This window comes from Nocardia sp. NPDC019395 (assembly GCF_040632335.1).
In the GTDB taxonomy this organism is placed as follows: domain Bacteria; phylum Actinomycetota; class Actinomycetes; order Mycobacteriales; family Mycobacteriaceae; genus Nocardia.
In genome coordinates this window covers 392,838-414,530 of record NZ_JBEYBT010000004.1, presented here as the reverse complement: position 1 = coordinate 414,530, position 21,693 = coordinate 392,838, and the positions used below count along the sequence as shown (strand labels likewise).

Here is a 21,693-nt window from a genome sequence, read left to right as displayed (position 1 = left end):
ACACGCGAGGAAACAGAGTGGCGTGCGAGGCCGCCGACACGGCGGGCGGACTGGTCGCCGACACCGGCACCGTGGCGGCCATCCTCCTCGGTCAGCTCGTACGGTGGGCGGACGGCGGACGCATTACGCACCGCCCGGGCGGCAGCTCAGGCCGGTCCGTTTCTTCGGGATCTCCCCGGGGACCCGTGGTGAACGGCGCTCCCTGGTGATCATGTGTCGTGGCGGCCCGGTCCGAAGGTATCGCGCAGGCTGGGTGCGCCCGGCAGCAGATCGGGGAGGTCGGGGATACCGGCCGCGTCCATCGGCGACGCGGCGAGCAACTCCTGCCGCCGCTCGTGCACCGAATCCGCTGCCGCCCGGATGGTTTCGGTCAGCATTCGGCTCAATTGCTCGGCCGCGACCCGCATAGCCGCCGGTGTCACGACGACCTCCACGACTCGGCCGGCCGAGTCGACGGTGACCTGTACGCCGTGATCGGCCGATTCCGCTCGCACGGACAGCTGATCGAGCTGGGCCTGGATATCGGCCAGCTGCGTCCGCTGCCGGTCGAAGGCCTCCAGCATGCCGTGGACGCGATCACGCAATTCGTCGGTGGCCGAGCGGAAGTCCGCACGCTGCCGGCTGTCCATCCGTTCCTCCTCCTGCCGGGCGCCACGCGCCACATCGGGTCGATCACGTTACTTCGAACTGCGGACCGGGGCAGGGGCGCCGGCCGCCGAGGACTATTCGCCGCCCTCGCGGTCGCTTCCGGGCGAATCCGGTTCGGCCCCGCGGGCGTTGTCCGGTCCGCTCGACCCCTCACCGCCGCCCCGGGACCACGGGGTGCTCCCTGGACGATTCCCATCTTCGCCCGACTCGGCGGAGTCCGCGGGCGTACCGGTGTCCGCCGAGTCACCCTGGCCGCTCACCGTCGTATCCGCTGTGAGGGCGTCCGGGTCGAATCCCAGTTCCCGGAGATCGTCGGCGAAAGCACTCATATAGATGAAAGGCTCGGATTCCGCTGTATCGCCGGCGAGTTCGGGTTTCGCGGTATTACTCGCAGATTCGGAGTCTGCGGGTTCACTGCCGGTTTCGGATTCCGGGGATCGGTTCTGGTGGAATTCGAACCAGTGCTCGGCCGTCAGTTGATCGGGCCCGAACCGTAGCACCCGTCCGCAGCGATCGCTGAGCGCGTGCGCGAGCTGCGTGCCACGTCCACCCTCGCGCTGGTTGTCCACCTGATCCGGGGTCCACCTGGCCATCTCGGCGGCATCTCCGGGCGTCAGGGCGTTACCGACAGTCACCCGCACTCGGCCGTCTTCCGATGCGGTGACGTCGAGTGTCATCCGGTGGTCGGGCGAGTAGGTGACAGCGTTCGTGGCAATCTCCGAGACGATCACCTTCCCGTCGTAGGTCCGGTCGGCCAGCCACGGGTACTGCTCGTACAGCTCGCCGAATTGTTCGCCGACGAAGCGACGCGCCCGGCCGGCCTCCTGCTGATACGACTGCTCCGTCAGCTCCCCGTCCTCGCCCCACATCGCGGTGCGGCGGTCGTCTCCGTCGACCCGAGCACTGAGATGCGGCTGTTGTTGCGTTGATTCCGGACCCCTGGGCACTCGCTCCACAGTGCGTGGTGTCTGATCCAGCTGCCAGATGGTGCGCACGGTACTCGCATCGGTATGGGTCACCTCGACAGTGAGGCCACGCTCGCCACCCGGTGGGCCGGTGATCTCGGCGGTGATCCGCACCGTGCCCCGGCCGTGCTCGACCGCGTCGCCGACCGCGGCGGACACCTCGGAGACATAGTCCGGCGACGACCAGTCGTGCAACATCGCGCCGAGGGAGTCGCGGGCCAGTGCCGCGGTGTGCGCGTCCGCTGGTAGCGCACGATCTCCCGGGCCACCGATATCGAAGCGCACGAACGGTCCGTCGTCACCGTAGCCGGCCTGCCCCGGCGCGGGCGGGGGCCCCGGCCCGTCGCCCGCTCCGCCCTGGCCTTCGCCAGTGGCCGATGCTCTCGGTGCCGAATCGCCCGGCAGCCCCGCGCCGTCGCCCGGAGCACGCGCACCCTCGGCAACAGGCGGCGGGCCCGATGCCGAATCGGCCGGCGGCGCCGAGCCTGCTTCGGACGCCGGAGACCCGGGGCGTTCGGCCTGTGCGACCGGGTGACTCGGTTCCAACGGGCCCGAACCGGCCGCCGTCGGTGGCTCGGCAACCGACCGGGCGACCGCCGGAACCGGAGCTCTGTCACCAGCGCCCGCGGATACCACCGGCGGTGGCATCCTCTCCTCACCGGCACGAACCGATCCCCGGGGACCCGGCTGATCGGACCGGGCTCCGGCCGGAACCTGCTCACCCCGAGCGGCTGTAGTGACCTGCTCACCCCGAGCGGCACGCGGCGGCGCGGGATCTCCGCCCGCAGGCGGGGCGTCACGCCCTGCGCGCCCAGGCACCCCGGTGAGGTTCGGGGTCTGCGGCTGATTCCGCAGCACCGCGGCCAGGGCGGCGTCCTGCTGGTCCCGGAATGCCGCGTGGTAGGGAGCGTCGGTGTCGCGCACAGTCAACGGCACCATATGCGGCTGAACTCCCGGTGCGTCGTCTCCATACCCGGCCGCCGCGGCTGCCGGCAGTGCGGAATCGACCGGACGTTCCGCCGCCGCCCGTACGGAATGCGGTGCCGGCGAGGCGATGAGGTGCCGCGCGGCGGGCGGGGCACCGCCGGGTGCCGGGCCGTTGCTCACCGACCCTGCCGCCGCCCCACGGGCGCCCGCGCCCAACGCCCCCAGGAACCCACCGCCCAATCCGGGGATGACCGCTTCGGCCAACGCTTCCCGGGTGAACTCCCCACCGGCCGCCACTATCGACACCGCCGCGCCCGCGACGCCACCCGCCACACCACCGGCACCGCCGAGGAACAGGGTGCCACCCATGTAGGCCGCGACCCGCGCGGCCGGCCGCGACACCGCCGTTCCCGCCCCGCCGACCAGCGGAGCCAGCCGGCGGCCGACCGCCCCACCGGCCACAGCACCGGCGGCGCTCGACAACACCGCGATGCCGAACGATTCCCGGTCGAACGATTCACGGTCACCGTTCGCGATTTGGAACCCCTGCGCCGCCGCATTCACCAAACCGCCCTGCGCTGCGCCGATCAGGGTCATCCGCTGCAGCAGTACCCGCCACGCGCCCTGCACCACGGTTTGAGCGACCATCCGGTCGGCGACCATTTTGGCACCGCCGCCGGCCGCGAACGTGACGGCATCGAAAAGTAGCTGACCAGCGAGAATCACCGCCGTACCGATAACCACAAGCTTCTCGAATTCGATAGCGGTGGCGCCCTCGTCCAGCTGCGCGGCCATACTGCGGCAATACGTCCCCTGCTCGCGCCAGTGGCCGGCGTACGAAGCGTGGGCCTCCGCGATCCGGTCGGCCGCGTCGCCGGTCGCCACCGCGGGTATCGCGGCCTTCTCGGCGTCGTGCCGGTCGGCCATCCGATGACATTCGTCGCCCGTCCGGGTCCAGCAGCTCGCGAACTCCCTCATATCATCCTCATCCCCCTCCGGGAAGTGGCCCGCGCACACGGAAAGCACTTCCGGCGGCAACCCGGCCGGCAGGGTCAAGCTCACCGCGACCTGTCCGAGTTCCGGGCGGTCGAGTGTGAACAGGTGGCCAGGAGCAGCGCGTGCAGCACCCGTGCCGGGGCCGCGGCGTGCGCACCGCGCAGTTCGGTATCGATGAATCCGCGGACGAGAGCACGGTCCGGGCTCAGCGCACCGTGCTCGAAGCAATCCTCTCCCAGCTCGCCGCACCAGCTTCGATACGCGCCCACCACCCGCGCGAGAATCAGCCGGTCGCCGGTGTATCGCGGCAGGAACTGCGCGATGAGTGCCCGGTGCGCGACCCGATTTGCCCGGTGCCCGCTGACATCGCCCAGCGCGCGGGCGTAAGCACCGAGAACGGCCGTGAACGCGCTGGCGTCGGCGTCGGGACTGCCGATGGCGGTACCGGGGCCGGTTCGGCCCAGCACCAGAGTCAGGTCGGCGACCTCACCGGCGGCGGGACCGGACACCGCGACGTGCCCAGCGTGTCCGCCGGTGACCTCGATCCCCCGCAGGCACAGCGGGTAGCGGGCCAGGATATGGTCCACGGCCCCGGCGATCTCCCGCGCGACCGCGACGCCGAACTCCACGGTTTCGACCCCGGTCAGCGCCAGATCATGCCGTTGCGCCAGCTGCCGGATGATTCGTGCCGCCGACGACTCGCCACGGGCGGCGACGGGCTCAGGGGCGTTCTCCCGGCGGCCCGGCGATCGTCGGGGCGGCGTGGCTGGAGCGGGCGGGTTGCCGCCGGGCCGCGCCTCGACGGCCGGCCGGCGCGGCGCAGGTTCCGGCTGACGCGCCGCCACGTCCGGATGACGCGGCGCGGCACGCGATTCCGCGCCGCGCACCCATGGGGATGCGGATCCGGGCCGCGCCCATGGTGTACTCGCGGATCGGGGCACGGGCCCCTGGGCCGGGCTGCCGGTTTTCGGGGCAGCGGAGTCCACCACCGACGGCGCCACCGCCGGGCCCGGCCTCGCCCCCGTATCCGCGCTGGCCCCCGTTCCGAGGGGCTTCGCGGAACGCCCCGGATCCGCCGCGTTGTACGGCTTCGCCGCCGGTCCGCCCTGCGGGGGCGCATACCGTTCGGGGGTCGGCGCGTTCGGTACCGCCGGGGGCGATTCGGGGGGCATATTCGGTGTGCCACCGGATGTAGTTGCCGGCGAACCGATGTCCCGCGTGCCCGATCCCGCTGCGGGAAGTGCCACTTCGCTTCCGGGTTCGGCGAGTGACCGAACAGGCTGCCAGTCATGGACGGAGCGGCCGTCGCCGACCGGTGCGCTGTCACCCGTTCCATCGATTCCCCGCAGATTGCGTGCACCGAGTTGGTCCTGCTCGGCGAAATAGTCGGCGGAATCGGCCAAGAGCCCCTGCATGTTTCGGACATCGGTGGCAAGGTTCTCGAGGCCGTCGAAGCCTCGGCGCGCAGCGGGAACATAGGTATCGGCGAAAATCTCGCCCGGCCTGTCCCGGCCCCAGCACGATTCGTTGCGGTCCATCGCGGCCTTCAGTTCCGCGACGAGAAGCGACGCGTCCTCGGCCATCCGGGCAAGTTCCGCTGCTGCTGCCCGGAGCCCGGCATTGTCGATTTCCAGCGACCGGCCCACAGTGCTCTCCCGGTGATCGTCCTTCCCGCCGAACCGCAGAATGCCCCACCGGCCGTGCCGCCGTGGCCCGAGGGAGTCTACGAACCATCGAGCCGAAGATAGCCGACAAAACGTACATCTCCCACCACAGGGAACCGGGGCAACCGCGCAGCCACGGGCAGCGACCGGCGGAAACCACCACGACGCCACGGAATCGCCGCAGACACCTGGCCATACGATGCTCCGGTGACCGAATACGACCACCTCGACACCGCCACACTGCCCGTCCGACAGCGCCGCATTCTCGCGGCGATCCAGGAGTGGGTCCTCCGGCACGGGTACCCGCCGAGCACCCGCCGGCTCGGCGAGGCTGTCGGGCTGCGGTCTGCCTCATCGGTGTCCAGACATCTGAAAAGCCTGGAGGAGAAGGGTTTTCTGCGACGCGGCGAGGGCGTATCGCGGCCGATGGATGTGCGCTTGTTCCTGAGCACAGCGGCCGGGACCACCGCCGAGCGCGATGCTGTTCCGGTGCCGGTTGTCGGCGATATCGCCGCGGGCAGCCCGATCATCGCCGAACAGCACGCCGGCGATGTGCTGTCGCTGCCGCGGGAACTGGTAGGCCGGGGCACGGTGTTCGGGCTGCGGATCCGCGGTGATTCGATGGTGGACGCCGCCATCTGCGACGGGGATATCGTCGTGGTCCGGCAGCAACCCGACGCGCAGAACGGCGAGATCGTGGCCGCGTTGCTGGACGAGGAGGCGACGGTGAAGGTGTACCGCCGCCGCGGCGGGCACGTGTACCTGGAACCCCGAAATGACGCTTACGACGTCATCGACGGCGACGGCGCGGTGATCATGGGCAAGGTGGTCTCGGTGATGCGCCGGATGTGACCGGCACCGATTCCGGTCCACTGACCGGTCACCGGCCGGACGGCGGGCCGCGCCGATGCGGCATGATCGAACTCATGGCCGACGCAGCAGGACCGCGGGTCCCGGACAGTATCGCGGACTTCCGCGCTCTCGCTCATTCCCGGTTGGCATCGTTTCCGCGGATCGCGGTGGCCGACGATCCGGGTATCCGCCGGGCCGCGGTGGTTCTGGGAGTGGTCGATACCGGTGGCGCCCTGGCGGTGATCGTCATCAAGCGGGCCTATCGGGGCCGCAATGCCGGACAGTGGGGTCTGCCCGGTGGACGGGTCGAGGCCGATGAGACGGTGCCGGAGGCGGCGGCCCGGGAATTGCACGAGGAACTCGGCCTGACCGCGCGGCCCGCCGATATCCTCGGCGCCCTCGACGATTTCCCCGCGGCCTCCGGCTTCGCCATCACTCCGGTCGTCGCGATCCTGGGCGATATGTCCGCACTGCGTCCGAGCGAGGACGAAGTGCATTCGGTACATCTCGTCGACCTGCACCGGCTCGCCGCCGACGACACCCCGCACTGGGTACACCGGGAAACCGGCGCCGAGACCGTACCGGGCGGCGGCCTACTGCAGATGCGCCTGACACCGGATATGACCATCCACGCGCCGACGGGTGCCATGCTCTGGCAGTTCCGTGAGATCGTGCTCCTCGGGCGACCACCCGCGCAGGCCAGGGTCGCGGATTTCCTCCAGCCCGATTGGACCCATCACTGACGGTGTGCGCGGATCAGTCCCCGCGCCGCTCCGCGTCGGGGGCCGCGCCCGAACGCTGTCCCTCCGGCACAATATCCGGTCGTTCCTCGGCGAGCCGCTCGTCGAGCGACTCCCCCGCCCGCTGTTCACCCTGCGGGGTCGCGTAGCGGTCGGCCGCGGACCAGTCGTCGGGCGGATCCATCCCCTCTTCCAGGGGGTCGGCGGCCAGTTCGTCTTCGTCCAGCTGTTCCTCGGTCGGCGGAACGCTCGCCCGTTCGGATACCTCGGCGGTTTCCTGACCGATATCTTCGGTTCCGTTCATGGTCGCCGGATTGCCCCGTGTGCCCGGTCGAAACAGGTGGCCCGGAATTCGGCACCGGATCAGGGCTGCGGGTCGATCGCACGGCCGGTGTCGCGGTCCTCGGCACCCCGGCCCCGGCGGCTCCCGGTGTAGGCGGCCTCGCGGATCCGCTGCACCACCTGCGGTACCGGGTCCACATCATCGGGGTGGTTGAGCATCGGATCGAAGAAATCCGTGCGATGTTCCTCGGGATCCGCCGCGCGCAGAACCAGCTCACCGGCGAGTTGCCCGCTCGTCCGCAACCCCGCCACCCGGATATCGAAATCGACCTGATGGTCGCGTAAGTGCCCGTCGAGTTCCGCGAGCGAGGCGCCCTCCGGATGCGATCCGGCCGGGTCGGCGAAAACCCAGCGCACACCGGAATCGGGAAAGCGGTACGGCAGCAGGGAACCGTAGCGGGCGTGCGACCATCCCCGTGCCGGGGTGACGACGAACCGGCCGGCAATCCCGCGGCCGGTGGTGGCCAGCGCGAAATCCCACGGGTGTTCATCCCGGTCGAGAACGCGGAAGGCGAGGCCGAGGATATCCGGCACGCCGCCGGGTGTTCCCGTGCCCTTGGACAGTCGCGCGATCACCGCGCGGTCGCCGGTGCCGAACAGCGGGGCGAATTCGGGTTCGGCGCGGAACCGGCCGGCGAGGCGCACGCCCCGCGGATGGAAGAGCCGGGCGTGCCGGAACCGGGCCCCGGTATCGAAGGCGGTCCGCACGACCGGTGTGATCGGATCATTCATTCGCGCTCTCCTGACTCGTCCGGCGCCAGCTCTCGTCGGCGACGAGCTGACTGGTCTGTGGGCCCATGAGCAACATCCCGCCGTCGACGACGTAGGAAGCGCCGGTAACATATCCGGCCGCCGGGGTCGCCAGGAACGCGACCACCGAGGCGACCTCGTCGGCGTGGCCCGGCCGGCCCAGCGGTAGACCCGGCCTCGGATGCTCCCGGGGATCGGCATCCTCCTGGCCCGTCATCGGCGTCGAGATCTCTCCCGGCGCAACGGAGTTCACCGTGATGTGGTGCTCGGCCAGTTCCAGCGCCAGCACCTTCGTCAGCGCGCCGAGGCCGGCCTTGGCAGCGCAGTACGGCGCGGCCCCGACCTTCGGCGCATGCTCGTGGACGCTGGTGATATTGATGATGCGGCCGCCGTGACCGGCGCCGATCATATGCTGGGCGGCGCGCTGGGCGCACAGGAACGCCCCGTCGAGATCGACCGACAGCACATGACGCCAGGTGTCGAAGTCCATCTCCATAGCCTTCTGCGACGAACCGGTGCCGGCGCTGTTCACCAGGACATCCACCCCGCCCAGCTCGTCGGCGAGTTCATCGATGGCTGACGTGCTGGTCGGTAGATCGTCCAGGTCGAGCTGCCGCACCGCGGCCCGGGCGCCCCGGTCACGGGCCAGCTCCGCGGTATGCGCGGCCCCGGCCTCGTCCGTGTGGTACGTGATTCCCACATCGACGCCGCCACCGGCCAGGGCCACCGCGACAGCCCGGCCGATACCCGAATCGGAGCCGGTCACCACGGCACGCAGCGGCGCGCCGATACGTTCTTTCGGTAAGGGAGCGATAGTAGCCATGGCCTGCGGCTACCCGGTCCTGCCCGAGTAACACAGCTATACGTCCACCGGATCGCGGCCACCGAGTCCGGACTCGCACCGTATCCAGCATCGGCAGACGCCATGTAGGAAGCTCCGGGCCGGCCTTCCGCGAGCCAGGTCTCGTCGACCCGGGTATCACCGGTACCCGGCGAGTACGCGCCGATGGACGAGGCGTAGACGAGGGCCGGACTGAGGGACACCGTAGAGCGGCAGCATCCGCGGCACGCCCGGCACCGGGACGCACCCGCGGCGACAGTTCACCGGGGAAACCGGACTTCAGCGGCCGTCCCGAACCGGCGCAGGGGTATCGCTGCGGACCTGCGCGTCCACTCCCCCGGTCGTCCGTCGCACCGTATCGTCCAACGGCGCCGAGGCCGCAGTGGTGGGCGCCGGGGCCGGTCCGGGAGCTCGGTCGACGCGACGCAGGGATGCCGCGGCGGTCTTGAACAGCGGCTGCTTGGATACCGGATCCCAGTCGGTCACCGTGAGTTCGTTGGCGGCGCGTTCGTGCCCCTGACCGTCGATATCCCAGTACCCGTAGTGGAACGGCACGAACAGCACACCGGGCCGGACCCCACTCACCCGGGCTCGGCCGCGGAGCACGCCACGGGCGGTCGCGACCTCGACCCCATCGCCTTCGGCGATTCCCGCGCGCTCGGCGTCCGCACCGGATATCTCCACCCATACCTCGGGTGCCGCGGCCTGTAACTGGGGTGCGCGCCCGGTTTTGGTCCGGGTGTGGAAGTGGTAGAGCGTGCGGCCGGTAATCAGCGCGAACGGCCTCTGGTCATCGGGCTGCTCGGCAGGCGGCAGGTATCCAGCCGCCTTGATCATCGCCTTTCCGCCGGGGTTCAGCGCCCGGTATTCCTCGGCTTTCATCGGCGTACCGGTGATCAAGTCCTTACCGTAGGACTCGCAGTAGTCCGGGGCACTCCAGAACTTCCCGTCCGCGTACAACCGCTCGGTGCCCGCCGGGGCCGGCTCGGTGCACGGCCACTGGATCCCCGAATCGCCGCGCAACTTCTCGTAGGTCAGGCCGGAGTAGTCACACGGGCGACCGGCCGAGCATTGTTTCCAGGCATCGAACGCGGATTCGGCGTCCTGCCACGGTGGTAACGGTGCGCCGTCGCGGTCGCGGAAATCCATCCGGCGGGCGTAGTCCAGCAGGATGTCCAGATCGGCGCGCGCCTCGCCGGGCGGATCCACCGCGCGCTCGGACAGGTGCACGGTGCGGTCGGCATTGGTGAACGTGCCGGTCTTCTCACCCCACGCCGCAGCGGGCAGCACGACATCGGCCAGTTCGGCGGTTTCGGTGCGGAAGATGTCCTGCACCACCAGGAACAGCCCGTCCCGGGACAGGATGTCGCGGATCCGGGCGAGTTCGGGCAGCGACACCGCCGGATTCGTCGCGCTCACCCACAACATCCGCAGACTGCCCTTTTCGGCGAGCTCCAGCATCTGCATCACATGGGTCGGCGGACCGTCGTGCGGGATCTGCCCGGGATCCAGGTTCCAGATCCGGGCCAGGTCGGCGATGTGGTCTTCGTTGGCCCAGTTCCGGAATCCGGCGATATCACCGTCGGCGCCGCATTCGCGGGTGTTCTGGGCGGTCGGCTGGCCGTTCATCTGCAACACTCCGCAGCCGGGTTCGCCGAGCATGCCGCGCAGCAGATGAATATTGTTGACCTGCACCGCGGCGGCCGTCGCCTGATGGGACTGGTAGAAACCCTGCAGCACCGTGGACAGCAGGCGCCGCGCGGAACCGAGCAACCGTGCCGCCGCCCGGATATCCGCGGCCGGGACCTCGCATATCCGTTCCGCCACCTCCGGTGGGTAATCGGCGACCTGTTCGCGCAGCCCGTCGAAACCGACCGTGTGCGCGTCGATGTACTCCCGATCCAGCCGTTCGCCGGCGATGATTTCGTGCAGCAGCGCGTTCATGAGCGCGAGATTGGTGCCGGGCAACGGGGCGAGGTGCACCGTGGCCCGTTCGGCGACCGGGGTGCGCCGCGGATCCACGCACAGCAGCGCGGGGGGATCGTCGCCGGCGAGCCGATCGAGTATGCGCGACCACAGCACGGTCTGGGTTTCGGCGACATTGTGCCCGAACAGAGCGATCGTATCGGCGTGGTCGATATCGGTGTAGGAACCGGGCTGGCCGTCGCATCCGAAGGATTCCTTCAGCGCGGCGGCGGCCGTCGCCGTGCACAGGCGAGTGTTGCCGTCGACATGGTTGGTGCCGAGGGCTCCGTGCGCGATCACGCCCAGCGTGTAGTACTCCTCGAGGAACAACTGCCCGGAAGTGTAGAACCCGATCGCGGACGGACCGTGCTCGGCGAGCAGATCGGTACTACGCCGGACCACGCGCCGCATCGCGGTATTCCAATCGGTTTCGACGAGGGTGCCGTTCACCCGGATCAGCGGCCGGGTGAGCCGGTCGGGCGCGGCGTTGGCCTGCCAGCCGAACAGATCCTTGGGGCCGAGCCGGCCGCGGTTCACCCGGTCGGTGCCGCGGCCGCGGACACCGACGATGCGGCCGTCCCGCACGGCGATATCGAGGGCGTCCCCGTTCGAATGCAGCACGGACGCCGACGGCACCCAGCGCACGGTGTCGGGGTCCACACCGTCGGCAAGGTACGTGTCCACCCGGGCCGGCCAGGTGTCTCCCGGGGCGTAGGGGGTCCGGTCGCCCCAGGGTTCGGCGATACGGTCGCATGTCTCCATACCCCGCGCGTACCCAGCGCGGGTGAGTTCAAAGGGTGCGGATCAGGAGCCGGCCGGCGTGCTACCGGCGTGCCCCGGCAGGACACAGACCGCGTCGAGGCCGAGGACGTGGTTGAGCCGGCCGAAGGCGAGCCAGGAGCCCAGGCACATGCTGAGTTCCACGATTTCGGCTTGGCTGTAGTGGGCTGTCATCCGGGACCAGAAGTCTTCGTCCAGGTTGTGGTGGTCGAGGGCGTACCGTTCGGCGTACTCGGCGGCCAGCCGGGCCCGGTCGTCGAGCGCCTCGCTACCGCGCCAGTCGGTCACGGCGTCGGCGAAGCCGTCTTCCACCTTCCGGCCGTCGCGTTCGGTGCGCCAGTCCTGGCAGAAGATACAGCCGTTGATCTGGGCGATACGCAACCGCGCGGCCTCGAATTCGCGCAACCCGAGGGTGGTGTGCTCGTAGACCGCGAGCGAGAACTTCGAGGCGGCGATCCCGATACCGGGCACCATCTCACCCCAGACGTATCCGATGGGGTCCTTGCCTTCGGGGATATCAACTCGCATGGCTGTTCCTTCCCAGCTTCCCGGCCGCGGGCCGTAGCGGTACGTCGAGTGCGTCGTAGAGGCCGGGCGCGGCCTCGGCCAGCCAGCTGATCGCGCCGACGAGACGTCCGACGGCGGTGGCGTTACCACCGGCGGCGTAATTGCCGCCCTCGTCGGTCGCCTCGACGGTGACCTCGATACGCGGGCGGCCTTCGATGATCACCCGGTGTGCGCCCTGACCGTTGGGCGGGGCCGGCCATTCCGGTGCACACGACGGGTGGATGCGGGTGATGTGTTCGATGACGATCCGCGGTACCCCGTCGACGATGCCCTGCACCTCGAATCGCATCGCCCCCTGGGTGCCGGCCTCGAATTTCCCCATGGTCGCCGTCTCGATCGTGGTCTCCAGCGGTAGCCGCTGCACCGTCTCCTGGATTTCGTCCAGTTCGACCCCGAGTGCTCGCGCCATGAGCCGCACCTGTCCGCCCCACACCATGGTCGGTACCGTGGGCGCCACCATCGGGGGCAGTTGATCCATCGGCTGTCCCATACCCACCAGGTAGCGCACCGAATCGGGCTGATCGTAGGTCGAGTAGTCGAATATCTCCTGGCAGCGCACCATATCGACCACACTGCCCAAACCGCTGATCAGCAACGGCAGCACATCGTTGCCCCAGCCGGGGTCGATACCGGAGACGAACAGCGAACCGCCGCCGGACTCGACAGCGGCCAGCACGGGCTCACGGAACTCGGCGGGCGCGCCGCGCTGGTCGTAGAGCGCGTACAGCGCGGGGGTCACCACCACGGCACCGGCGCCGACGGCGCGGACGATATCGGCCAGCGCCGCGTCAGGGCGGATCTCGCCGGAGGCGGCGTACACGACCGCACCGGGCGTAGCCCCCAGGACAGCGTCTATGTCGGAGGTAGCCGGTACGCCGAGCACCCGGTCGAGGCCGGCCAGTTCGCCCGCGTCGCGGCCTACTTTTGCGGGGTCGTGTACGAGCACGGCCGTCAACGTCAGTTCGGGGTGGGCGTCGACCGCGCGTATCGCTGCCCGGCCCACGTTGCCGGTCCCCCAGACAACCGTCGAGATCATCGCCGAATTCTAACAAGCGCTTGGTTGCGGAGACGTGAATCGGCATTTCCCGCTACGCCCCACGGCCGCCGGGCATCCGCTCCCACTGGATATACCGGCGCACGCTCGTCCCGGTCCCGCCGGCGAAGGTCCGGAGGAAATACGACCTCGGCAACCGGCGCAGCCCTGCTGCGCCGGCCGGACCGTAGCGGGCCGACGGTCACTATCCGGGTCCTGTGCCTCATGGCATGACCAGGGCCGTCCGGGGTAGTCGGCGCGTATGACACCAACCGGCAGCGGGGAGCGGAACCAGGCGCCCGCTCGGCGAAGCGGGCCCGGCCGTCCCGGCATGAGGTGATCGAGATGCCTTGGCACGTAGGAACTTCGGGCTGGCAGTACCGGGATTGGCGCGGCATCCTGTACCCGGACAACTGCCCGCAGCGGCTGTGGCTCGAGCGGTACGCCGCCGGCTTCGCGACCGTCGAGAACAACAATGCGTTCTACCGGTTGCCCAGCCGGGACACCTTCGCGTCCTGGCGGGAGCGTACGCCCGGCGATTTCGTCTGCGCGGTCAAGGCCAGCCGGTTCCTGACCCATATGAAACGGTTGCGGGATCCGGCCGAACCCGTGGAACGCCTGCTGCGTCACGCCGAGGGACTCGGCTCCCGGCTCGGCCCCGTTCTGCTGCAACTACCGGGCACCCTGCGTGCCGACCCCGAACTCCTCGATGGCTGCCTGCGCTGCTTCCCGGACCGGATCCGCGTCGCGGTCGAACCCCGGCACGAATCGTGGTGGACCCCGGCGGTACGGACTGTTCTCGAACAGAACAATGCCGCACTGTGCTGGGCCGATGCCGGGTCGCGTCCGGTGACGCCGCTGTGGCGGACCACCGGCTGGGGGTATCTGCGCCTGCACCGCGGCCGCGCCGATCCGTGGCCCCGGTACGGCCGGCGAGCACTGCACACCTGGGTCGAGCGGCTGACCACGACCTGGTCCGGCGACGACGATATCTACGTCTACTTCAACAACGACCCCGGTGGCGCGGCCGTCCACGACGCCATCGCCTTCGCTCGTATCGCCGCCGCCTCCGGCGCCACGGTGACCCGCACGCCGGACCGCGCGCTCCTGGGCACCTGACGCCCCGCGCCCGGGTTTCACCCACCCGCCCACGGGTACCGCGCACAGGTCCGGGACCGGCACGAAACCTTTCGTGCGAATTCAGCCACCACAGCTTTCGGAGGAATTATGCAGATCGGGTACAAGCTGGCCGCCGAAGCCTTCGGACCCGCCGAACTGGTCCGGCAAGCCGTGCGCGCCGAAGCGGCCGGGTTCGATTTCGTCGAGATCAGCGACCACTATCACCCCTGGCTGGACAATCAGGGCCATTCCCCGTTCGCCTGGACCGTTCTCGGCAGTATCGCCGCACAGACCGAGCGGATCGGGCTCGCCACCGGCGTCACCTGCCCGACCGTGCGGTATCACCCGGCGATCATCGCGCAGGCCGCCGCCACCCTGGCACTACTGTCCGAGGGCCGGTTCACTCTCGGTGTGGGCTCCGGCGAACGCCTCAACGAACACGTCGTCGGCGAGGGCTTCCCGGTCGATGTGGACGGCCGGCACCGGTTGTTGCGCGAAGCCCTGGAGATCATCCGGCTGCTGTGGCAGGGCGGATACCAGTCCTACGACGGCCGGTACCTGAAGCTGTCGGACGCACGCGTGTTCGACCTGCCCGACGAACCGCCGCTGATCGCCGTGGCCGCCGGTGGAGCGCAGGCGGCCGGGATCGCCGGCGAACTGGGCGACGGCCTGTTCGCCACCCAGCCCGAACCGGAACTCGTCACCCACTACCGGGAAGCCGGGGGCAGCGGACCCCGCTACGCGGAAGTGCCGATGGCCTGGGCGCCCGACGAGCACACCGCGGCCCGGGCCGCCCACGACACCTCACGCTGGGCGCTGACCGGCTGGAAAGTGATGAGTGAACTGCCCAATCCGGTGAATTTCGCGGCGGCGGCCGCCACGGTCCGCGAGGAGGACATCCTGAAGAAGTTCGCCTGCGGCCCGGACCCGCAGCGCTACCTCGACGTGGCGCAGCCCTTCGTGGACGCCGGGTTCGACCACCTGGTGATGCAGAACGCCGGACCCGACCCCGATGGTTTCATGGACTTCTACCGCGCCGAACTGGACGAACCGCTGCGCAAGCTGATGGCGCAACCGGCGTGACGTGAGAGACCGCGAGCGAATTCCGGGTTCTTCCGTACCCGGCGCCGGCGCCGGCGAGATCGACCCCGGATGACCGGATTCGATCCGGCGGCGCCGGGTACGCGGCCCACGTGACTGGCATGAATATCAGAGAACTAGCGCAACGACCCGGTCCGTTCGCCTCGCTGTATATCGACGCCGAACACGACACGGAGGACGCCGAACAGCAGCGTGCGCTGCGCTGGCGCACGCTCGCCGAACGCCTCACCGACGCCGGGGCTTCCGACCATATGGTCGAGCTACTCGGCGCGGCGGTCACCGGCAGCGAGCCCGAGCCGGGACGCGCGGGACGCGTACTGATCGCCGACTCCGACGCGGTGCTGATCGACCGCCGGCTGCCGCATCCGATACAGCCGGAGATCGTCCGCGTATCGCCCCTGCCGTATCTGCTCCCGCTCATCGAATACGAAACCGCCGAAGTTCCGCACGTGGTGGCGGTGGTGGACAAGGTCGGCTCGGAAATGTACGGGGTCGACGATAACGGCGAGGTGGTCGGGGAAACGATCGAAGGCAGCGGCCATCCGATCCACAAGGTGCGGCACGGTGGCGGCTGGTCGCACCGGTCGATGCAACGGCGAGTCGAGGAGACCGTCCGCCGCAATGCCGACGATATCGCCGCCGAGCTGAAGCGCCTGACCGAACGGGTCCGCGCGCGGATCGTGGTGCTGGCCGGTGATGTCACCGCCCGCGCGGAGGTCCGCCGGGCGCTGGGGTCCACCCGGGCCCGGGTTGTCGAGCTCGAATCCGGCGGCCGAGCCGCTGGTGCCGATACCGGCGAATTCGACGCCGAGGTCCGCGATCTCGTCGCCGGGGAAGCCGAGGAGCTGCGCGCGGAAACGGTCGCACGGTTCGACAAGGCCCGCGGCCGTGACGACGGGCCGGCGGTGGCCGGATTGTCCGCGACGGTATCGGCGCTGCTGGCAGCGAACACCGAGAATCTGCTGATCAACGCCGCAGCACTCGGCGACCGTACGGTCCGGCTGGATCCGCAACCGCTCCGCGATCCGGCCGCGCTCGGCGCACTGTCCGATACGTCGGCCCAGAGCTGCCGCGCCGACGAAGCGTTACCGGTGGGCGTTCTCGTGCGCGGCGGCACCATCACCCCGATCGACGAGGGGGTCGCACCGAGCGAGGGCGTCGGCGCCCTGCTGCGCTATACCTGACCCCGCCGCCGGAGGTAGGAGGGACGAGATGGAACGAGGAAGCAGTAAGCACAGCCCCATCCGCGACGACGAGCTCGCCCATGAGCTGGAGGGCACGCTGCGCGGCAACCGGTCCAGCCGGGCGGAGGAATGGCACGATCCCGAACCGCCCGCGGACGACGACGAATTGATCAACGAACGGGTGGATCGAACCGAGCGCCCGCCGGACGTAGGAGTCTGACCAGCCGATTACCGGCCCCGAACCCCATTCGGTTCGGGGCCGGCCGGCTGCCGTGGCGTGGCCGAGTCCGGCACCAGCGGCCGCCGGTCCTGCCGCGTGTCCGGTCCCGCACCGGGCCGTGCCGGATATCTGTCAGGACGTCGACTCGGCCGATTCGGAAATCTCGATCACGCCGAAGGCTTCGCCCTGCGGGGCGCTGAGCACACCCATTCGTCCGAACGGGCTGTCCTGGGCGCCCATCAACACCGCGCCGCCGAGTTCGGCCGCAGAAGCGAGGGTCGCGTCGGTGCCGGCGACCTGGAACCAGGCCAGCCAGTGCGACGGGCCGGAATCCGGGATACCGGTCGCATCGGCGATGCCACCGACCGGCGGCCCGCCCGGCTCCAGGGCGAACGTCGCGTAGGTCATCTCCGTGCCCGCGCCCACTTCGGTGAAGTTCCAGCCGAACACCTGCGAGTAGAAACTCTGTGCGCGTTCGTAGCCGTCGGTGTGCACCTCGTTCCAGCAGTAGGCCCCGGGCTCGTTGTAGATCCCCGCGCCGGAATGCAGCCGCGCCTGCCAGACGCCGAACACCGCCCCGGTGGGGTCCGCGGCAACGAACATCCGGCCGATATCCATCACATCGAACGGTGGCGCCAGTACCGTTCCGCCCGCCCCGGTGACGGCCGCCGCGGTCGCGTCGGCGTCGTCGGTCGCGAGATAGGTCGTCCACGTCGACTGCATGATCTGTCCGGTGGGTTTCGGCCCGATACCGGCGGCCGGGCGGCCCCGCACCGTCGCCATGAGGTAGCCGCCGGCTTCGGGCGCGGTATCGGCGATCTCCCACCCGAGCAGCGCACTGTAGAAAACGCGGGCGCGGTCGGTGTCGTCGACCTGGCAATCGACCCAGCACGGCGTGCCGGCGGGCCAGGGGGTTTCACGTATCGGCATATCGTGTCCTCCGTTCATCGGTTCACACGAGTGGAGAGCAGGAGCCGGCCTGACCGGCGATAACGGCCCAGCACGAGATGGGACGCCCGACGCGTTCGGAATCACAGCGAGTGCGCGGGTAACCCTAGCCAGGCCCGCCGGGGCGGGCAAGCGTGTGCGGGCGGGCGATTGTCTGCCCCCGCGATCGCCGCCAGCCATCGCAAAAATGTATACATCTCTCCGTCTCTATCCATATCCACCTGGCCTTTTATCCAAATTCTTGCGATCTCCGGCACATTATGAATACAGTATGCCGACGGATGTGCGGCCAGTCACAAGCAGCCCACCAGTCGCATCCGCATCAGCAGCACCGTGCCGATCACGGCACATCACCGGCGGACCACCGGGTGGTTTCCGTCGCCAGTCAGGAGTGACCAATGAGTACTCGGGCACCTGCTCGCCCGCCGAAGCGCGCACGCGCCATCGTCGGAGCCACCGTCGGCCATACCATCGAGTTCTTCGACTTCACGGTGTACGGCTTCCTCGCCGTCCATATCGGGGCGACATTCTTTCCGTCCGACGACCCGACGGCCGAACTACTCAGCAGCTTCGCCGTATTCGGGCTGGCGTTTCTCGCCCGGCCGCTGGGCGGATTCGTACTCGGCCCACTGGCCGACCGGATCGGCCGTAAACGGGTGCTCGTCCTGGTCCTGACCGTGATGGCGGCCTGTTCGGTCGGCATCGGGGTGCTCCCCGGCTACGACTCGTGGGGTATCGCGGCCCCGCTCGTTCTCGTCGCACTGCGAACCCTGCAGGGCTTCTCCGCCGGCGGCGAGTACGGCAGCGGCAGCGCCTTCCTGCTCGAATACGCGGGACGCAACCGCCGCGCCTTCGGGATCAGCTGGCTCACCTTCGGCACGACCGCCGGGCTGATGCTGGGTATCACGGTCGTCACCGTGCTCACCGCTGCCCTGGGCGAGGACACGATGGCCGAATGGGGCTGGCGGATCCCGTTCCTGCTCGCCGCGCCGCTGGCCGCCATCGCCCTCTACATCCGCTCGAAGCTCGAGGAAACCCCCGACTTCCAGGAGATGAGCGAGACCGGCTCGCTCAGCCGCTCCCCCGCACGGGAGGTACTCAGCCGCGGCCGCCGGCTGGCCCTGATCATCGGAATCGGCGCGATGCACGCGACCTGCTTCTATGCGGTGTTCACCTATATGCCGACCTACATCGGCACGGTCAACGACTACGGCTCGACCTTCTCCCTGATCTCCACCATGTGCGCCGGTGCGGCCACAATGGTGACGCTGCCGCTGGTGGCCACCGTGTCCGACCGGATCGGCCGGCGACCGGTGCTGCTGTTCGGCTCGATCGGCTTCGCCGTGATCGTCTTCCCGGTGTTCTCCGCGATCACCCTGGGCAACCCGGCTCTCGCCCTGCTGAGCCAGCTGCTGCTGGGCGTGTTCACCGCGATCTATCTGTCCGCGTCGGCCGCCACCATGCCCGAACTGTTCCCCGCATCGATCCGCTCGTCGGGTGTGTCGATCGGATTCAATATTCCGGCGGCCGTGTTCGGCGGCAGCGCACCGTTCGTGGCGACCTTCCTGATCCAGCAGACCGACTGGACCCCTTCCCCCTCGATCTACCTGCTGCTGACCGCGATCTGCGGTGCGGTCGCGTCCTTCCTGCTCACCGGCGACGATCTACACGGCGACGATCTCGTCGACGACGAGAAGGCCGCCACGCCCACGACAGCGGAGGAACCGGCCCGGGCACCCGACCCGATCCACTGACCGGCCGCGCCGCCTTCCCTCAGAGCAAGGACCACAGATGCCCACATCCCGAGCAAGTGAACTGACCCGCAACGCGGCCGAGGAGATCCGCCGCTGGGTACTCGACGGTGCGATCGAACCGGGCGAACGCCTGCGCGAGGTCGATGTCGCCGCGCGGCTCGGGATGAGCCGGACCCCGGTGCGGCAGGCCTTCCAGCTGCTCAGCGGCGAAGGCATCCTCGATGCCCGCCCGGCCGGCGGTTTCGAGGTTCCGCAGTGGTCGTGGGAGGAGATCGACGAGATCTACCAGCTGCGCGCGGTGCTGGAATCGTTCGCCGCCCGCCGTGCGGCCAAGCGCTGCGAACAGGTACCGATCGCCGTATTGGCCGATCTCGCCACGGAAATGACCCGGATCGGCGAGACCGAGGAACCCGACCGCCATCTGCTCGGCGAACTGAATCTGCGGTTCCACAATCTCGTCTTCGAAGCCGCCGGGAGTCCGCGGCTGGTGGCGGCACTGACGAGTGTCACCCACGTCCCGCTCGTGCACCGGATCTTCTTCGTCTACACGCGCACCGAGATGGAAAAGACTCTGCAGGAACACCATCTGCTGGTGGACGCGCTCAACGCCGGCGACCCGGATTGGGCCGCCGGCGTCCAGCAGGCCCATATTCTCGCGGCCCGGTCCGTCCTGCTCAATCGCCTGGCCGGCCAGGACCAGCGCACACCGGCCACCGGGCCGTCCTTCCGCGCCACCACGAACGAGGAGCTACTGTGACCACCGGCGTCGAACTCGATCAGGTGCGGTCCGATTCCGGCACCGAAAACGCGCTTTCCCCAGAACTTTTCGCGCCCGGCGGCGCGAACGCGCCGGCACCGCTGGTCATCGCCGGACTACCGCGCCGCACGGACGAGCAGATCGAGATCAGCTCACCGGCCGACGATCGGGATATCTTCCGGTGCGCGGTGGCCGATCCCGGCCTGGTCGCGGAGGCCGCGGCCGCCGCGTACGCCGCCCGTGCCCGGTGCGCGGAGCTGGATCGCGGCGAGCGCGCGCTGATCCTGGAGAACATGGCGACCGCGATCGCCCGAGACCGTGATGTTCTCGCCAGGGTGATCACCCGGGAAGTCGGCAAGGCACTACGCGATTCACTCGGTGAAGTCGACCGCGCGGTCGCGACACTGCGCGCCGCCGCCCATGCCGCCGCGGGCCTGACCGGACGGGAGATCCCGGTCGACGCCGTACCGTCCGGGCGTGGCCGGCACGCCTACACGGTCTGGGAACCTGTGGGAGTGGTCACCGCCATCTGCGGATTCAATTTCCCGCTGCTGCTGGCTGTACACAAACTGTCCGCGGCGATCGGAGCCGGCTGCCCCGTCCTGCTCAAACCCAGTGACCGGACACCGCTGGCGACCATCGCCCTGGCCGGATACGCCGTCGGCGCGGGGTGGCCACCGGCCGCGATCAGTGTGCTCAACGGTGACGCCGCGGTCGGCAAGGCACTGGTCGAGCACCCCGTGGTCAGGCTCGTATCGTTCACCGGGAGCACCGCGGTCGGCGGCGCGATCGCCGCCGCGGCCGGCGCCCGGCTCAAACGCACCGTCATGGAGCTGGGATCCAACGCCCCGACCATCGTGACCGCCGACGCCGATCTCGACCTCGCCGCCCGGCGCTGCGCGCTCGGCGCGATGGTGTCCTCCGGACAGTCGTGCATCTCCGTCCAGCGGGTTTTCGCCGATCGTTCGATCGCCGCGGACCTGGCCGAGGCGATGGCCGGATATGCGGCGCAGTTGCGGGTCGGTGATCCGTACGACCCGGAAACCGAACTCGGGAACGTGATCTCACCGGAGTCCGCCGCCCGGCTCGGGTCGATGATCGACGATGCGGTCGCCCGGGGTGCCACGCTGCTCACCGGCGGCGTCCGCGACCGGGCGGTGCTGCCGACGGTGCTCTTCGCCCCCTCGGAGGACGCCGAGATCAGTCGTGACGAAGCGTTCGGGCCTGTAGTCGCCGTCTACCCGTTCGATTCGCTCGACGAGGCGATCGACGCCGCCAACCGGCTCGAATTCGGTCTCATGGCAGGCGTTTTCACTACCTCCATCGAGACGGCCACCGCCGTGGCGGACGCACTCGAAGCCGGCGGTGTGCATATCAACGAGTGCTCCAACTTCCGCGCCGACAACATGCCGTACGGCGGGGTGAAAGGCAGTGGATACGGCAAAGAAGGACCCGCCTCGGCGATACGCGAAATGTCGGTCGAGAAGGTTGTCACCTGGCCGCGCTGACCGCGCCGGAGAGAAGGAATCGAAAGTGAATC

General features: G+C 69.4%; 19 protein-coding genes. 9 read left to right on the top strand and 10 right to left on the bottom strand.

Annotation, left to right across the window (positions count from 1 at the left end; translation table 11 throughout):
• Window positions 1-209 precede the first annotated feature (209 nt).
• The 3 genes from ABZ827_RS15355 to ABZ827_RS15345 form a co-directional block, all read right to left on the bottom strand.
• Window positions 210-629, bottom strand: a complete 420-nt coding sequence (locus tag ABZ827_RS15355) for a YbaB/EbfC family nucleoid-associated protein (RefSeq protein WP_357237341.1) — start codon at window positions 627-629, stop codon at window positions 210-212.
• Window positions 630-722: 93 nt separating this feature from the next.
• Window positions 723-3,518: an ATP-binding protein gene (locus ABZ827_RS15350; RefSeq protein WP_357237339.1), complete on the bottom strand. Its 2,796-nt coding sequence runs from the start codon at window positions 3,516-3,518 to the stop codon at window positions 723-725.
• A gap of 80 nt (window positions 3,519-3,598) precedes the next feature.
• On the bottom strand, window positions 3,599-5,182 hold the full coding sequence (locus tag ABZ827_RS15345; RefSeq protein ID WP_357237337.1) for a hypothetical protein: 1,584 nt from the start codon (window positions 5,180-5,182) through the stop codon (window positions 3,599-3,601).
• 225 nt (window positions 5,183-5,407) lie between these two features.
• Here ABZ827_RS15345 and lexA point away from each other — a divergent pair, with 225 nt between their 5' ends.
• Together lexA and ABZ827_RS15335 are read left to right on the top strand one after the other, a co-directional pair.
• A complete protein-coding gene (gene lexA, locus ABZ827_RS15340) occupies window positions 5,408-6,052 on the top strand; it encodes a transcriptional repressor LexA (RefSeq protein ID WP_357237335.1) in 645 nt (214 codons plus the stop codon).
• A 74-nt stretch (window positions 6,053-6,126) separates the two neighbouring features.
• Window positions 6,127-6,795, top strand: a complete 669-nt coding sequence (locus ABZ827_RS15335) for a CoA pyrophosphatase (RefSeq protein ID WP_357237334.1) — start codon at window positions 6,127-6,129, stop codon at window positions 6,793-6,795.
• A gap of 13 nt (window positions 6,796-6,808) precedes the next feature.
• On the opposite strand, the gene ABZ827_RS15330 is transcribed toward ABZ827_RS15335, so the two are convergent.
• The 6 genes from ABZ827_RS15330 to ABZ827_RS15305 all read right to left on the bottom strand — a co-directional run bounded on the left by ABZ827_RS15330 (window position 6,809) and on the right by ABZ827_RS15305 (window position 13,073).
• Window positions 6,809-7,096 (bottom strand): hypothetical protein, encoded by a 288-nt coding sequence (locus ABZ827_RS15330; RefSeq protein ID WP_357237332.1) that lies wholly within the window; start codon window positions 7,094-7,096, stop codon window positions 6,809-6,811.
• A 59-nt stretch (window positions 7,097-7,155) separates the two neighbouring features.
• Window positions 7,156-7,866, bottom strand: a complete 711-nt coding sequence (locus tag ABZ827_RS15325; RefSeq protein ID WP_357237331.1) for a phosphodiesterase — start codon at window positions 7,864-7,866, stop codon at window positions 7,156-7,158.
• Window positions 7,859-8,707, bottom strand: a complete 849-nt coding sequence (locus ABZ827_RS15320; RefSeq protein ID WP_357237329.1) for an SDR family oxidoreductase — start codon at window positions 8,705-8,707, stop codon at window positions 7,859-7,861. The genes ABZ827_RS15325 and ABZ827_RS15320 overlap by 8 nt, the downstream gene beginning before the upstream one ends.
• Before the next feature lie 297 nt (window positions 8,708-9,004).
• Window positions 9,005-11,452 carry a nitrate reductase gene (locus tag ABZ827_RS15315; RefSeq protein WP_357237327.1) on the bottom strand — a complete coding sequence of 816 codons (2,448 nt, stop codon included), beginning with the start codon at window positions 11,450-11,452 and terminating at the stop codon, window positions 9,005-9,007.
• Window positions 11,453-11,494: 42 nt separating this feature from the next.
• Window positions 11,495-11,998 (bottom strand): carboxymuconolactone decarboxylase family protein, encoded by a 504-nt coding sequence (locus tag ABZ827_RS15310; protein ID WP_357237326.1) that lies wholly within the window; start codon window positions 11,996-11,998, stop codon window positions 11,495-11,497.
• Window positions 11,988-13,073 (bottom strand): dihydrodipicolinate reductase, encoded by a 1,086-nt coding sequence (locus ABZ827_RS15305; RefSeq protein ID WP_357237324.1) that lies wholly within the window; start codon window positions 13,071-13,073, stop codon window positions 11,988-11,990. The genes ABZ827_RS15310 and ABZ827_RS15305 overlap by 11 nt, the downstream gene beginning before the upstream one ends.
• Window positions 13,074-13,415: 342 nt before the next feature.
• Between ABZ827_RS15305 and ABZ827_RS15300 the strand changes: the two genes are divergently transcribed.
• From ABZ827_RS15300 to ABZ827_RS15285, 4 genes are all read left to right on the top strand, one after another.
• Window positions 13,416-14,189 carry a DUF72 domain-containing protein gene (locus ABZ827_RS15300; protein WP_357237322.1) on the top strand — a complete coding sequence of 258 codons (774 nt, stop codon included), beginning with the start codon at window positions 13,416-13,418 and terminating at the stop codon, window positions 14,187-14,189.
• Between the two features lie 108 nt (window positions 14,190-14,297).
• Window positions 14,298-15,272, top strand: a complete 975-nt coding sequence (locus ABZ827_RS15295; protein ID WP_357237320.1) for a TIGR03557 family F420-dependent LLM class oxidoreductase — start codon at window positions 14,298-14,300, stop codon at window positions 15,270-15,272.
• 119 nt (window positions 15,273-15,391) lie between these two features.
• Complete coding sequence (locus ABZ827_RS15290) at window positions 15,392-16,474, top strand: Vms1/Ankzf1 family peptidyl-tRNA hydrolase (protein ID WP_357237318.1); 1,083 nt, start codon at window positions 15,392-15,394, stop codon at window positions 16,472-16,474.
• A gap of 28 nt (window positions 16,475-16,502) precedes the next feature.
• Complete coding sequence (locus ABZ827_RS15285; protein WP_357237316.1) at window positions 16,503-16,694, top strand: hypothetical protein; 192 nt, start codon at window positions 16,503-16,505, stop codon at window positions 16,692-16,694.
• A 132-nt stretch (window positions 16,695-16,826) separates the two neighbouring features.
• Here ABZ827_RS15285 and ABZ827_RS15280 read toward each other — a convergent pair whose 3' ends face one another.
• A complete protein-coding gene (locus ABZ827_RS15280; RefSeq protein WP_357237315.1) occupies window positions 16,827-17,624 on the bottom strand; it encodes a VOC family protein in 798 nt (265 codons plus the stop codon).
• Window positions 17,625-18,040: 416 nt separating this feature from the next.
• Between ABZ827_RS15280 and ABZ827_RS15275 the strand changes: the two genes are divergently transcribed.
• From ABZ827_RS15275 to ABZ827_RS15265, 3 genes are read left to right on the top strand one after another with little or no spacing between them, the layout of a single operon-like run.
• Window positions 18,041-19,396 carry an MFS transporter gene (locus ABZ827_RS15275; RefSeq protein ID WP_357237313.1) on the top strand — a complete coding sequence of 452 codons (1,356 nt, stop codon included), beginning with the start codon at window positions 18,041-18,043 and terminating at the stop codon, window positions 19,394-19,396.
• Window positions 19,397-19,433: 37 nt separating this feature from the next.
• Window positions 19,434-20,153, top strand: coding sequence for a GntR family transcriptional regulator (locus ABZ827_RS15270; protein ID WP_357237311.1), 720 nt, complete (start codon window positions 19,434-19,436; stop codon window positions 20,151-20,153).
• Window positions 20,150-21,661, top strand: coding sequence for an aldehyde dehydrogenase family protein (locus tag ABZ827_RS15265; RefSeq protein WP_357237309.1), 1,512 nt, complete (start codon window positions 20,150-20,152; stop codon window positions 21,659-21,661). The genes ABZ827_RS15270 and ABZ827_RS15265 overlap by 4 nt, the downstream gene beginning before the upstream one ends.
• The last annotated feature ends 32 nt before the right edge of the window (window positions 21,662-21,693 follow it).

Bases quoted from the DNA above. Each gene is read 5' to 3' on its own strand.
- ABZ827_RS15355 (WP_357237341.1), bottom strand. From the start codon at position 629: ATGGACAGCCGGCAGCGTGCGGACTTCCGCTCGGCCACCGACGAATTG.
- ABZ827_RS15350 (WP_357237339.1), bottom strand. From the start codon at position 3,518: ATGAGGGAGTTCGCGAGCTGCTGGACCCGGACGGGCGACGAATGTCAT.
- ABZ827_RS15335 (WP_357237334.1), top strand. From the start codon at position 6,127: ATGGCCGACGCAGCAGGACCGCGGGTCCCGGACAGTATCGCGGACTTC.
- ABZ827_RS15330 (WP_357237332.1), bottom strand. From the start codon at position 7,096: ATGAACGGAACCGAAGATATCGGTCAGGAAACCGCCGAGGTATCCGAA.
- ABZ827_RS15325 (WP_357237331.1), bottom strand. From the start codon at position 7,866: ATGAATGATCCGATCACACCGGTCGTGCGGACCGCCTTCGATACCGGG.
- ABZ827_RS15320 (WP_357237329.1), bottom strand. From the start codon at position 8,707: ATGGCTACTATCGCTCCCTTACCGAAAGAACGTATCGGCGCGCCGCTG.
- ABZ827_RS15315 (WP_357237327.1), bottom strand. From the start codon at position 11,452: ATGGAGACATGCGACCGTATCGCCGAACCCTGGGGCGACCGGACCCCC.
- ABZ827_RS15310 (WP_357237326.1), bottom strand. From the start codon at position 11,998: ATGCGAGTTGATATCCCCGAAGGCAAGGACCCCATCGGATACGTCTGG.
- ABZ827_RS15305 (WP_357237324.1), bottom strand. From the start codon at position 13,073: ATGATCTCGACGGTTGTCTGGGGGACCGGCAACGTGGGCCGGGCAGCG.
- ABZ827_RS15300 (WP_357237322.1), top strand. From the start codon at position 13,416: ATGCCTTGGCACGTAGGAACTTCGGGCTGGCAGTACCGGGATTGGCGC.
- ABZ827_RS15295 (WP_357237320.1), top strand. From the start codon at position 14,298: ATGCAGATCGGGTACAAGCTGGCCGCCGAAGCCTTCGGACCCGCCGAA.
- ABZ827_RS15290 (WP_357237318.1), top strand. From the start codon at position 15,392: ATGAATATCAGAGAACTAGCGCAACGACCCGGTCCGTTCGCCTCGCTG.
- ABZ827_RS15285 (WP_357237316.1), top strand. From the start codon at position 16,503: ATGGAACGAGGAAGCAGTAAGCACAGCCCCATCCGCGACGACGAGCTC.
- ABZ827_RS15280 (WP_357237315.1), bottom strand. From the start codon at position 17,624: ATGCCGATACGTGAAACCCCCTGGCCCGCCGGCACGCCGTGCTGGGTC.
- ABZ827_RS15275 (WP_357237313.1), top strand. From the start codon at position 18,041: ATGAGTACTCGGGCACCTGCTCGCCCGCCGAAGCGCGCACGCGCCATC.
- ABZ827_RS15270 (WP_357237311.1), top strand. From the start codon at position 19,434: ATGCCCACATCCCGAGCAAGTGAACTGACCCGCAACGCGGCCGAGGAG.